Annotated in this window: 10 protein-coding genes; 5 read left to right on the forward strand and 5 right to left on the reverse strand. The window is 70.4% G+C overall.

From position 1 onward, the window contains the following. Nucleotides 1–48: 48 nt before the first annotated feature. The 3 genes from ACGFIM_RS24585 to ACGFIM_RS24595 are packed head-to-tail and all read right to left on the reverse strand — an operon-like array spanning nt 49 to nt 3952. Entirely contained in the window at nt 49–1014 is a 966-nt protein-coding gene (locus ACGFIM_RS24585) for an ABC transporter substrate-binding protein (protein WP_393203940.1), read from the reverse strand. After that, nucleotides 1011–2927, reverse strand: coding sequence for an ABC transporter permease (locus tag ACGFIM_RS24590; RefSeq protein WP_393203942.1), 1917 nt, complete (start codon nt 2925–2927; stop codon nt 1011–1013). Before ACGFIM_RS24590 ends, ACGFIM_RS24585 begins: the two co-directional genes overlap by 4 nt. After that, entirely contained in the window at nt 2924–3952 is a 1029-nt protein-coding gene (locus ACGFIM_RS24595) for a glycine betaine/L-proline ABC transporter ATP-binding protein (RefSeq protein WP_393204186.1), read from the reverse strand. Before ACGFIM_RS24595 ends, ACGFIM_RS24590 begins: the two co-directional genes overlap by 4 nt. A 366-nt stretch (nt 3953–4318) precedes the next feature. Here ACGFIM_RS24595 and ACGFIM_RS24600 point away from each other — a divergent pair, with 366 nt between their 5' ends. Genes ACGFIM_RS24600 through ACGFIM_RS24615 form a run of 4 tightly spaced genes read left to right on the forward strand, consistent with a single transcriptional unit; the run spans nt 4319 to nt 8197 of the window. After that, nucleotides 4319–6847, forward strand: coding sequence for a nitrate- and nitrite sensing domain-containing protein (locus ACGFIM_RS24600; RefSeq protein WP_393203944.1), 2529 nt, complete (start codon nt 4319–4321; stop codon nt 6845–6847). Beyond that, nucleotides 6844–7266: a roadblock/LC7 domain-containing protein gene (locus ACGFIM_RS24605; RefSeq protein WP_393203946.1), complete on the forward strand. Its 423-nt coding sequence runs from the start codon at nt 6844–6846 to the stop codon at nt 7264–7266. The genes ACGFIM_RS24600 and ACGFIM_RS24605 overlap by 4 nt, the downstream gene beginning before the upstream one ends. A 12-nt stretch (nt 7267–7278) precedes the next feature. Further along, a complete protein-coding gene (locus ACGFIM_RS24610; RefSeq protein WP_393203948.1) occupies nt 7279–7647 on the forward strand; it encodes a DUF742 domain-containing protein in 369 nt (122 codons plus the stop codon). After that, nucleotides 7628–8197: an ATP/GTP-binding protein gene (locus ACGFIM_RS24615; protein ID WP_393203950.1), complete on the forward strand. Its 570-nt coding sequence runs from the start codon at nt 7628–7630 to the stop codon at nt 8195–8197. Before ACGFIM_RS24610 ends, ACGFIM_RS24615 begins: the two co-directional genes overlap by 20 nt. A gap of 24 nt (nt 8198–8221) precedes the next feature. Here the strand turns inward: ACGFIM_RS24615 and ACGFIM_RS24620 are convergent, their stop codons facing one another. Together ACGFIM_RS24620 and ACGFIM_RS24625 are read right to left on the reverse strand one after the other, a co-directional pair. After that, nucleotides 8222–9190, reverse strand: coding sequence for an SIS domain-containing protein (locus tag ACGFIM_RS24620; RefSeq protein WP_393203952.1), 969 nt, complete (start codon nt 9188–9190; stop codon nt 8222–8224). Beyond that, nucleotides 9187–10428, reverse strand: a complete 1242-nt coding sequence (locus ACGFIM_RS24625) for a hypothetical protein (RefSeq protein ID WP_393203954.1) — start codon at nt 10426–10428, stop codon at nt 9187–9189. The genes ACGFIM_RS24620 and ACGFIM_RS24625 overlap by 4 nt, the downstream gene beginning before the upstream one ends. Before the next feature lie 360 nt (nt 10429–10788). Here ACGFIM_RS24625 and ACGFIM_RS24630 point away from each other — a divergent pair, with 360 nt between their 5' ends. Next, nucleotides 10789–11910, forward strand: coding sequence for a spermidine/putrescine ABC transporter substrate-binding protein (locus tag ACGFIM_RS24630; protein ID WP_393203956.1), 1122 nt, complete (start codon nt 10789–10791; stop codon nt 11908–11910). Nucleotides 11911–11915 lie beyond the last annotated feature (5 nt).

Below are 11915 nucleotides of genomic sequence, written 5' to 3' on the forward strand. Positions count from 1 at the left end.
GGCACCCGCCGGAGGACGGGCGCGCGGTCATGGGGGTTCAGGACGGGGTCACTGAGGGATCCAGGCCTTCCACTTGTCCGGGTTGGCCTCGATCCACTTCTTGGCGGCCTCCTCGCCGGTCAAGCCGCCGTTGGTCATGTCGTCGGCCACGGCGTTCTGGTCCTCGTTGGTCCAGTGGAAGTTCCTGATCAGCTCGTACGCCTTGCCGCCGGTCTGCGCGAACTTCGTGCTGACGATCTTGTCGAGGTCCATCTCCGGGTAGTCGCAGGCCACCTTCTTCGGGTCGGCGTCGCAGCCCTCGGTGTACGGAGGCAGCTTCACGCGCACCAGCTCGGTCTTGCTGAACAGCCAGTGCGGGTCCCAGAAGTAGAACAGCAGCGGCTTCTTCTGCTCCTGCGCCTGCTGGGCGCTCTTGATCAGGGCCGCCTCGCTGCCGCCCACCACGACCTTGTAGTCGAGCTTGAGGTTCTTGATCAGGGCCTCCTCGTTGCTGACGTACGACGGGTCGCCGAAGAGCAGCTGGCCCTTGCCGCCCGACTCGGAGGTCTTGAACAGGTCGGCGTACTTGTTGAGGTTCTTGTAGTCGGTGATGTCGGGGTACTCGTCGACCATCCACTTGGGGATGTACCAGCCGATGACGCCCTTGTTGCCGGTGGAGCCGGCCTCCTGGGCGACCTTCTTCTCCTCGATGAACTGCTTCTTCAGGTCGGGGTGGCCCCAGTTCTCGATGATGACGTCCACATCGCCGGTCTCGAAGCCCTCCCAGGCGAGCTGCTCCTTGATCTCCGGCAGCTCGACGTCGTAGTTGAGCTCGTGCTTGAGCAGGTACGCGACGACGTTGGCGCTGGCCTCGTACCCGACCCAGGGGTTGATGGCGATCTTCACGGTCCCGGCGGACCCGGCGGAGGAGCCGGACGCGGGCGCCGAGGAGCCGGGTGAGGTCTCCACGGTCGCCCCGCCGCAACCGGCGACGAGCCCCAAGGTGAGCAGGCCTGCGAGCAGGCGAATCTTCATGTGAACTTCCTCTTTCGGGGGGACGGGCGCCTGGTGTCGGCGCCCTGCGTGATGCGGTCGAGCATGACGCCGAGGAGCACGGTGGCGACGCCGGCCACGAAGCCCATGCCGAAGTCGGGCCGCTGGGAGAAGCCGGCGACGACGTCGTAGCCGAGGGCCCCCGCCCCGACCAGGCCGCCCACGACGACCATGGCGAGGGTCAGCACGATGCCCTGGTTGGCGGCGAGCAGGATGGCCCGCCTGGCCATCGGCAGCTGCACCTTCCACAGCAGCTGCCGCGAGGTGGAGCCGGCCGAGACGGCGGCCTCGACGGCGGTGGCGGGCACGTTCTTGATGCCGTCCTCGACCAGGCGCACCACCGGCGGCACCGCGTAGATGATGGAGGCGAAGATCGCGGTGAACCTGGTGGTGCCGAAGAGCGCGAGCGCCGGCAGCAGGTACACGAAGGCGGGCATGGTCTGCGCGGCGTCCAGCAGCGGCCGCTGGACGGCCGAATAACGCGGCGAGCGGGCCGCCGCCACGCCCAGCACCAGGCCGATGAGCAGCGTCACCAGCACCGCGACGGCGACCGTGGTCAGCGTCTGCATGGCGTGCTCCCATACGCCGAGCAGCGCGATGCCGAGCAGGCAGCCCAGCGCCACCAGCGCGGGGCGCGGGCCGCTCACCCGCCAGGCCAGGGCCAGCACCGCGAGCGCGACCAGCCACCACGGTGCGCTGGTGAGCAGCGACTCCAGCGGGTTGAGCAGCGCGTGCGAGGTGACGTCCTTGATGAACGTGGTGACCGGGTACCAGCTCGTCTCGGCCCAGCGCACGGCCGCGTTGACCTCGGCGACGACGTTGACGGTGAGGCTCTCCGGCCAGACGGGCGGCAGCACGGGGATGAGCGCGAGCCCGGCGGCGCCCAGCACGCCCGCGCCGATGAGGTCGGCCCTGCCGATCCCGGCGTGGGCCTCGCGGCGGGCGACGGCCATCATCATCCGGTCCAGCACCACCGCCATGATCACGATGGCCACGCCGGCCGGGAGCATGATGCCGACCTGCGCCCGCGACAGGCCGCGGATGATGTCGCCGCCCAGCCCGGGGGCCGAGATCAGGTTGGCGATCACCACCATTGACAGCGCCATCATGATGGTCTGGTTGACGCCCAGCGCCATCGTCGACCTGGCCAGCGGCAGGTGGACCTTGAACAGCGTCTGCCACCTGGTCGCGCCCAGCGAGGCGGAGGCCTCGACCGCCGTGGGGGAGACCGACGAGATCGCCAGCGCGGTGATGCGGATGGCGGGCGGGATCGCGTAGATCATGGTGGCGATGGCCCCGGCCGGCGCGCCGATGTGGAAGAACAGCGCGAGCGGCGCCAGATAGGCGAAGGTCGGCATGATCTGCATGACGTCGAGCACGGGCGTGATCGCCCGCCGCGTGCGCGCCGACAGCCCCGCCCACACGCCCACCGGCACGCCGATCGCCAGCGACAGCAGCACCGCCACCCCGACCAGGGCCAGCGTGTCCACGCTCGACTCCCACAGGCCGAGCACGCCGAACGCGCTCACACCGCCGACCGCGAGCAGCGCGATGCGCCGGCCGCCCGCCAGCCAGGCCAGCGCGCCCATGACGCCGGTGATGCCGGGCCAGCCGAGCGTGTACAGGACGGTCTGGAAGAGCGTGTAGAGCCAGCCGACGAAGAGCCGGATGTAGTTGAGGAAGTACAGAAAGAGGGGGTTCTCGTTGCGGTGGTCGTCGATCCACTCGCGCAGCTCGGTGACGGCGAGGAACTGCGGCGCCTCCTTGTCGTGCGGCAGCGTCCCCGTGCCGCGGAAGACCAGGTAAGCCGCCACCAGCAGCACCGCCGCCCCCGCGGGGGCCGCCCATCTCGGCAGCCCGAGCCTGGAGGGTGTGGTGACGGCCGTGCTGCTCATGCCGTCGCCTTCACGGGCGTCTCCTGGCCGGCCAGGAACGCCAGTAAGCCGTCCCGGTCCACCACTCCCGCCAGCTCGTCGCCGTCCATGACCCTGATCGGCAGCGACGAGCCGGAGGCGACGCCGATGGCGTCCTTGATGACGGTGGTGACGGGCAGCTCGGGGCCGTCGAGCGGGTCGTCGGGCGCGGGGTCGCGGCAGATCCAGCGCAGCGTCAGCACGTGGCTGCGCGGCACGTCGCGGACGAAGTCGGCCACGTAGTCGTCGGCGGGCGCGCCCACCAGTTCCTCGGCCGTGCCGAGCTGCACGATCGAGCCCGCCCGCATGATCGCGATGCGCTCGCCCAGCTTGAGCGCCTCTGACAGGTCGTGCGTGATGAAGACCATCGTCTTGCCGACCTCGCGGTGCAGCCTGATCACCTCGGCCTGCATGTCACGCCTGATCAGCGGGTCGAGCGCGCTGAACGGCTCGTCGAACAGCATCACCTGGGGCTCGACGGCCAGCGCCCTGGCCAGCCCGACGCGCTGCTGCATCCCGCCGGAGAGCTGGTCGGGGTAGGAGCCGGCGTGGCCGTCGAGGCCGACCAGCGAGAGGATCTCGGCCGCGCGCGCGTGCCTGGCCGCCTTGGGCGTGCCCTGGATCTCCAGCCCGTACGCCACGTTGTCGATGACCCTGCGGTGCGGCAGCAGGCCGAAATGCTGGAAGACCATGCTCACCTGGTGGCGGCGGATCTCGCGCAGGCGGGCGGGCGAGGCGGCGCGGATGTCCTCGCCGGCGATCGTGACCTGGCCTGCGGTGGGCTCGATGAGCCTGGTCAGGCAGCGTACGAGGGTGGATTTGCCGCTGCCCGACAGCCCCATGACGACGAACACCTCGCCGGGGCGGACCTCGAAGCTCACATCTCGTACGGCGGCCGTGCAGCCGGTCTTCTCCCTCAGCGCGGACGGTTCCAAATGCCGGTCATCGCTGTTCAGCACCTTGTGCGCCTTCGGTCCGAAGATCTTCCAAAGGCCTGCAACGGTGATTGCCGCGTTGCCGGGAGAATCTCCCACCTGCGCCTCCTCGTTTGACGTCGATCAACATATGTGGTCAATAGCCCGTTTCTCAATGGCGTGACCTTCCGGAGATCGGGGTGCGCCGGTCGCGTTATGCGATTGGAACGAGCGAATCGCCCATATGCGGACATCGTCCGTGTTAAAGGTTTATTTCGTGCGGTGATATCTCGCGGATGGAGCACCAGGTTCTAACCTCATCTGTCACGCAAACCAACATTTGCCGCGTTATGTTCGCTTGGCCACAAGCCGCATGATGTGTTCCAATAACCCGGCACTTGCTGATTTCCCCCGGGCATGCGGCCCGCTTATAGGCCGATTCGGACTGAGGTGCGTTCGGTGACAACACTGGTGGGCGTCAAGCGGGCCACAGAGGGCTGGCGGCTGCGCCATTGGCGGGTCCGCGCCCGGCTCGTGGCGCTCACCCTGGTGCCCACCGCGGCCGCCGTCCTGCTCGGCGGCATCCAGGTGCTCGGCTCGGCCGCCGCCGCCTCCGACTACGCGCGGACGAACCAGTTCGCCCGGCTCTCCGCCGAGCTCGGCGAGCTCACCCACCTCGTCTCCGCCGAGCGCGCCAGAACCGCCTGGTACATCGCCCGCAACCGGCCCGCCGACGCCTTCGCCGAGGTGCAGTCCCACATGGCGCAGGTGGACCTGTCCGCCAAGCAGGTGCGCGCCATCGCCCAGGACCTGCTCCCGGACTCCACCGGACGCACCGCCGACCAGCTGGAGAACCTGCTCAACCGGCTCAACGACCTCACCTCGCTGCGCCGCCAGGCACACGACGCCAACCTGCTGCCGGGCCCGGCCGTCGAGCTCTACACCGTGATCGTGGGCGACCTGCTCTCGGTGCACAACGAGCTGGTCAAGGGCAGCGTGGACGACGAGCTGCTGCGCCAGACCCGCATGCTCGACGGGCTGGCCAGGGCCAAGGAGAGCGTGTCGTACCAGCAGGCCCTCATCCTCGTGGCGCTGGTCGAGGGCTCCTTCGAGCCCGAGCCGCTCAAGCGGCTGCTCGGCGAGCAGTCCAGGGAGGCGAACGAGCGCAAGGACTTCGCCGCCGAGGCCACCGCCGGGGAGCGCCGCTTCTTCGACGAGACCGTCAACGGCCACTCCGCCGAGCGCATGCTGTTCCTGCGCGAGCTGGTGCTCATCAGGGCCACCACCGGGCTGCCGCTGCGCGGGCTCGACCTGGCCAGGAAGGACGACGCCAAGGAGTGGTTCGAGGCGTCGAGCGTGGTGCTCGACTCCATGCGCAAGGTCGAGCAGCGCCAGGCCCAGGGCATCGTGCAGCGCAGCGAGGCGCTCAGCGCCGACGAGCGGCAGCGCGCCGTCGTGACCGCGATCGCCGTGCTCGCCCTGCTCGTGGCCGTGCTGCTGATCACCACCGGCGTGGCGAGGTCCCTCGTACGCCCCCTGCGCCGGCTGCGCAGCGAGGCCCTGGAGATCGCCGGCAGGCGGCTGCCCGAGTTCGTCCAGCACCTGCGCGAGTCCCGCGACGGCGCGGTCAACGTCGAGGTGCCGCCGATCGGCATCTTCACCAAGGACGAGGTGGGCGAGGTCGCGCGGGCCTTCGACGAGGTGCACCGCGAGGCCGTGCGCCTGGCGGGCGACGAGGCCAGGCTGCGCTCCAACGTCAACGCGATGTTCGTCAACCTCTCCAGGCGCAGCCAGACCCTGGTCGAGCGGCAGCTCACGCTGATCGAGAAACTGGAGCGCGGCGAGCGCGACGACGCCAGGCTCGGCGACCTGTTCAAGCTCGACCACCTCGCCACCCGCATGCGGCGCAACAGCGAGAACCTGCTGGTCCTCGCCGGGCAGGAGGCCGCGCGCAAGTGGAGCCGGCCGGTCGAGCTGATGGACGTCGTCCGGGCTGCGCTGGGCGAGGTCGAAAGCTACGACCGGGTCAGCATCCAGGTCCAGTCGGACGTCGCCATCGCCGGGCAGGCCGTCACCGACGTCGTGCACCTGCTCGCCGAGCTGGTCGAGAACGCCGTGTCCTTCTCGCCGGGCGACACCAAGGTCATCATCTCCAGCAGCCGCATCGACGGCGGCAGCCTGCTGCTGTCGGTCACCGACCACGGCATCGGCATGACGCAGGAGGAGCTGGCCGAGGCCAACTGGCGCCTGGCCAACCCGCCGGTCGTGGACGTCTCCGTCTCCCGCCGCATGGGCCTGTTCGTCGTCGGCCGCCTGGCCCTGCGGCACAGCATCAAGGTGCAGCTCCGGCTGCAGGACACCGGCGGGCTGACCGCCATGGTGCTGATCCCGCCCGTGCTGCTCACCGGCGTGCCGGGGCCGCTGCCCGGCGCGGGCCAGCGGCAGCGGGCCTCCCGGCCGCCGCACGCCCCGGCGTCCGCGTACCCGGCCTCGGTGCCGTCGTTCGACACCGCGCACGACACCGCGTCCGGCGCGGGCCCGGCCGAGCCATCGTGGTTCGACGTCGCCCGCACCCCGGCGCACCCGACGGAGCAGGCGGCCCCCGAGCCGCAGCCCGCACGGCCCGACCCGCTGACCGCGCCCAGCTCCGAGCTGGGCATCAGCCACGGGCCCGAGCCCGTGACCGAGGTGAGCAGCTGGTTCAGCCGCTCCGCACCCACCGCAGACCACCGAGACCAGACCTGGACGTCCGCGGCCGACCAGGGCCTGCAGGCCGCCGGCGCCGCCGCGGAACCGGTCAAGAGCGGGACCACGAACTCCGGCTTGCCGAAGCGGACCCCGCGCGCGAACCTGGTACCGGGGACCGCGAACCCGAAACCTCCGCCCGTTCCCGCTCCTCCGGTCTCCCCCGACCGGCTGCGCAGCCGGCTGGCCAGCTACCAGCAGGGTGTACGCAAAGGACGCGCCGAGCTTGAGGAGGACTCATGAAGGAGCTGAGCCAGGCCGCCAAGGACGTCAACTGGCTCGTCACCGGCTTCGTCGAAGAGGTCCCGGGCGTGGCGCACGCGGTCGTGGTCTCGGCCGACGGGCTGCCGATGGCCTACTCCCGCGGCTTCCCCCAGGAACGCGCCGACCAGCTCGCCGCCATCGCCGCCGGCCTGGTGAGCCTGACGCAGGGCTCGGCACGGGTGTTCGGCGGTGGCGAGGTCACCCAGACCCTCGTGGAGATGGAGCGCGGGCTGCTGCTGGTGATGTCGATCAGCGACGGATCCTGCCTCGCGGTGCTGGCCGCGCCCGACTGCGACATGGGCCTGGTCGCTTACCAGATGACGATCCTGGTCGAGCGCGCGGGGCAGGTGCTCACTCCTGCCGTGCGGGCGGAGCTGTCCTCCGCGCGCCCCTGGTGATGGGAGTGAACCTTGGCATCGTGGCACGGCCAGGAGGAGGAGCCCGAGCGCAGCTCGCTCGTCCGCATGTACGCCGTCACCGGCGTGCGCACGACGCCGCGGACGCACCTCGCCATGGAGGCCCTGGTGTCATCGGCCACCTCGGCTCAGCTCGGCACCACGTACGCGCGGGAGTACCGGGCGATCAGCGAGCTGTGCCGCCAGGTACGCTCTGTGGCGGAGATCTCGGCGCTGCTCAGCGTGCCGCTCGGCGTGGCACGGGTGCTGGTCGCCGACATGGAGGCGGATGGGCTGGTCAGGGTGTACCAGCCGCAGCTTGAGGCAGGCCTGCCCGACAGAGGCCTGCTCGAAAGGGTTCTCAGTGGACTTCGCAGGCTCTAATCCCGGTCTCACCTCGGCGAAGATCGTGGTCGCCGGCGGCTTCGGGGTGGGCAAGACCACCTTCGTCGGCGCCGTGTCGGAGATCATGCCGCTCACCACCGAGGCCGTCATGACCGACGCCTCGACCGGCATCGACGACCTCGGCCACACCCCGGGCAAGACCACCACCACCGTGGCGCTGGATTTCGGCCGGCTCTCGCTCTCGGACGACCTGGTCCTCTACCTGTTCGGCACGCCGGGCCAGCACCGGTTCTGGTTCATGTGGGACGACCTGGTGCGCGGCGCCATCGGGGCGGTGGTCCTCGTCGACTCGCGGCGGCTGGCCGACAGCTTCCCCGCCGTCGACTACTTCGAGAACTCCGGCATTCCGTTCATCATCGGGCTGAACGGCTGGGACGGCCAGTTCCCGCACACCGAGCACGAGGTGCGGGAGGCGCTGACCATCTCCGCCCACGTGCCGATCGTGCGCACGGACGCGCGGGCCAGGGAGGCGGTCAAGCAGACGCTGATCGCGCTGGTCGAGCACGCGCTCGCCGTGCGCGCACACTGATCGGGCGTCTGCTCGGCCGGCTGCTCAGCCGTCCTCCTGGGCCGACCACCAGTAGGCCGCCACCAGCTCGGCCACCAGCGTCTCGGTGAGCAGGGCGACATCGGGGTCGTCGTCGTGCACGTAGCGGACCGCCGCGGCGGCGTCCTTCACCTCGCCGCCCACGGTCACCACCGTGGAGCCGCGCTGCCGTACCCAGTCCATGGCCTGCTCGTCGTAGCGGGAGCCGGGGAAGAGCAGCGCCCGGTAGTCGAGCGTCTTGGTGAGGTAGACGTCCACGTGCGACCAGTCGCCGCTCTCGCACGCGTCGGCCGGGCGGCGGGGGCCCTCCCGCAGCATCAGCGCCGACTGCTCGGCCGACGACAGGCGCTCGGCCGGGGCGATGGTGTAGACGCCGTGCGGGCCGTCCAGCAGCTCCATCGTCAGCGGCAGCCACTCGTCCCTGCGCTCCAGCAGGTCGGCGGTGGCCTCTCCGGCCCGCTCCACCAGCGCGGGCAGGTCCAGGGCGCGGCCGGTGAGCCGGCTCTCCAGGGCGAGCAGCAGCACCAGCGTGTGCTGGAACGTCCGGCAGGCGACGCCGCCGCGCTCCTCGCCCGCCCGCATCTCCACCACCAGGTCGGCGGCCTTCGCCAGCGCGGAGTCCGGGCGGTTGGTGAGCGCCGCCAGGAACGAGGGCCCGCCCTGGTACGCCTCCACCGCGTCGAGCGTCTCGCGGCTGCCGCCGGTCGCCGAGATCGGCACCACCAGGGTGCCGGGTGCGGGCGGGAACGCGGTGGCGGCCGAGGCGTACTCGGCGACGGCGGCCACCCCGGCGGCGCGCAGCCGGCGGGCCGCCACCCCCGCCGCGTAGCGGGAGCTGCCCATGCCGAGGAACAGCACCCGGTCGACGTCCCCGGGCAGCCCGTCGAAGGGGTCGCCCGCCCGCAGCGCGGCGGCCAGGCCGGCGAGCGCCTCCGGCTTGCTCTCCAGGTCGGCCAGGTAAAGCTCGGATTTCACGCGATGTTCTCCTCGGGGTTCTCCTCGGGGTTCTCCTCGGGTTGCTTCGCGGGTCGCGAAAGGTTCTCCGCGGCCCGCGGCGCGGGCTCCTCGCCGTCCCGTGGGAAGGCGTCCTGCGGGTACCAGGTGCGCAGGACGCCCATGGGGGCGTAGCGCCAGCGGGGCAGGTGGCGGGCGGCGTAGATCAGCTCGCGGCACTCCTGCTCCACCTCGAACGGGCGGATCAGCCGCTCGTCCAGCAGGTCGCTCCGGTGCCGCTCGGCCAGGCGGGCGCGGTAGGCGTCGAGCAGCACCGCGCGGGCGTCCCGCGCCCAGGCGGCGGCTTGGTCCGGCGGGGTGCCGCGCCGCTTGATCGCCACCTGGGCCACGTGTTCGATGCTGGTGGTGAGCTGGGCCACGTCGCGGGCGGCCGGCTGGCGCGGGTCGGCGTCGGTGACCGTGGGGTTGCCGTCGAAGTCGATCACCGCGTAGCCGTCGCGCCACTTGAGGATCTGGCCGACGTGCAGGTCTCCGTGGATCCTGATCAGCGGCGTCGTCACGGGCGCGGCCAGCGGTGCCAGCTCCCGCCGCATCGCGCCGGCCCGTCCGGCGAGCCACGCGCCGTCCTCGCCGTCGGTCACGGCCAGCGCCTCGCCCAGCGCCTCCTCGGCCCGCTCCAGGAACGCCCGCCCGGGGCGCGCGTCCTCGGAGCGTTCCACGAACGCCTGCTCCGGACGCGCACCGTCGGAGCGCTCCACGGGTGCGGGCGTGGCGACCGCCGCGTCCTGGGCCGCGGGCTGCCCTGAGGCCGGGGAAACGGGGGAGGCGGGGGCGCCCGGCAGTGCGGGTGCCGGCTCCGAGTCCGGGGTGTGGGGGCCCGGGGCGTGGGGGCCCTGGGTGTGGGGGCCCTGGGTGTCGGGGCTCGGGGTGTGGGGGAGCGTGGAGAGGGCGAGGTGGAGGTCGGCGGCGAGGCGGCCGAGCTCGGCGGCGAACGCGATGGAACCGGCGACGGCGTCGTCCACGCACCACTCCCAGCCGTCCCTGGCGTCCGGAAGGTAACCGGTGATCAGTGCTAGGAGGTGTTCCCGGCCGTTCACCGGGCCGGTCAGGACGGCGTAAGGGGGCGCGGTGTCCTTGAACCCGGCCTCAACGAGGTGGGCGAGAATCTCGGGGGTGGGATGGGGGAGCGGCGCGGGCGGGGTGAGCCACTTCACGACGACCCGCTCGTCCACCACGACCGAGTAGTTCGTCTGGTCCACGTGGTCGCCGAAGTCACGCTCACCTGGGACCCCAGTGTGGAGATCTCCAGGGCCGTACGAGAGGGTGGGCAACGGCAGAAATCGCCGTACGGACAGAGGCGCCGGTGCCTCCTCCCCGAGACGCGCCACGAGCGCGGCGCTGAGCCCGCGATCTCGCGGGGTGAGCGGTCTTTCACCCAGAGAGAGCACGCGGCGGCCTATTGAATCCCAATTCAACTCGTGGACCAAACTTCCAGGTAGCAATGTCATCAAAAGTCTTGCTCATGTTGATTTCTGCTGCAACACTCCTGCTCTGGTCTGCTGTGTCCGGTAAGGTCGCGCGACCCCTCTTACATCTCAATTTCAGAAGGAGTAGCGGCCGTGTCCCGTTCCCGGTTCACCCGTCGTCTCCCGGCCACCGTCGCGGTGGTCGGCCTCGCGCTTGCCGTCGCGGCGTGCGGCGGTGGGGCCTCGTCAACTTCACAGGACACGACGGCGGCGGCGGCCGAGCTCAAGCCCAACGCGGACCTGACGAAGCAGTCGTTGCAGGTCACGGTGTGGGATGGCTACCTGCCTAAGGAGCTGGCCGACAAGGTCAAAGCGACCCTCAAGGTCAAGGACATGACCATCACCTTGCACGACACCAATGAGATCGCGATGACCAAGCTCACCGCCCCCGGCGACAGTGGCATCGACGTGGCGTTCGTCTCCGGCCAGTATGCCCAGGCGCTCAACGCCATGGGCCTGCTGGAGCCGATCCACCCCGAGCTGATCCCCAACTTGGCCAACCTCTACCCCGAGGCCACGCAGCTGTCCTATGACAAGGGCAACAAGTACTCCGTGCCCTACACCTGGGGCACGACCGGCATCTGCTACCGCAAGGACCTCGTGAAGAAGGTGCCGGACAGCTGGAACGATCTCCTCAAGCCGCCGGCCTGGGCCGACAAGAAGGTCACGATGATGACCACCGAGCGCTGGCTCGCCCTGCCCGCGCTCAAGGCGCTCGGCTTCTCGGTCAACACCGACAAGGACGAGGAGATCGAGCAGGCCCGCAAGCTGCTGCTGGAGCAGAAGCCCCACCTGCTCACCTATGACGACACGACGTTCGGTGAGCGCCTGCAGAGCGGCGAGGCCGTGATGGTGGAGGCGTGGGACGGCTGGTGCCCGACCACCGACCCCAAGGGCAACATCGGGTTCGCGAACCCCAAGGAGGGCAGCGACCTCTGGGTGGACACCATGGTGATCATGAAGTCCTCCAAGAACAAGGAGGCCGCGCACGCCCTGATCAACTACATCCTGAGCCCCGAGATCCACAGCTGGGCGGCCGAGAACATCAACTACAAGGTCCCCAACAAGGCGGCCATGGAGCGGGTGAAGATCCCGAAGGGTTCGCTGCTCGGCATCACGCCGGACAAGCTGCTCGACGGTGAGTCGATCATCGACCTCGGTCCGGCGTCCACCAAGTACACCCGTCTGTCCGCCGACATCCAGGCGGCGAAGTAGTTGTC

Source organism: Nonomuraea sp. NPDC049309 (assembly GCF_043196965.1).
Lineage (GTDB): Bacteria > Actinomycetota > Actinomycetes > Streptosporangiales > Streptosporangiaceae > Nonomuraea > Nonomuraea fastidiosa.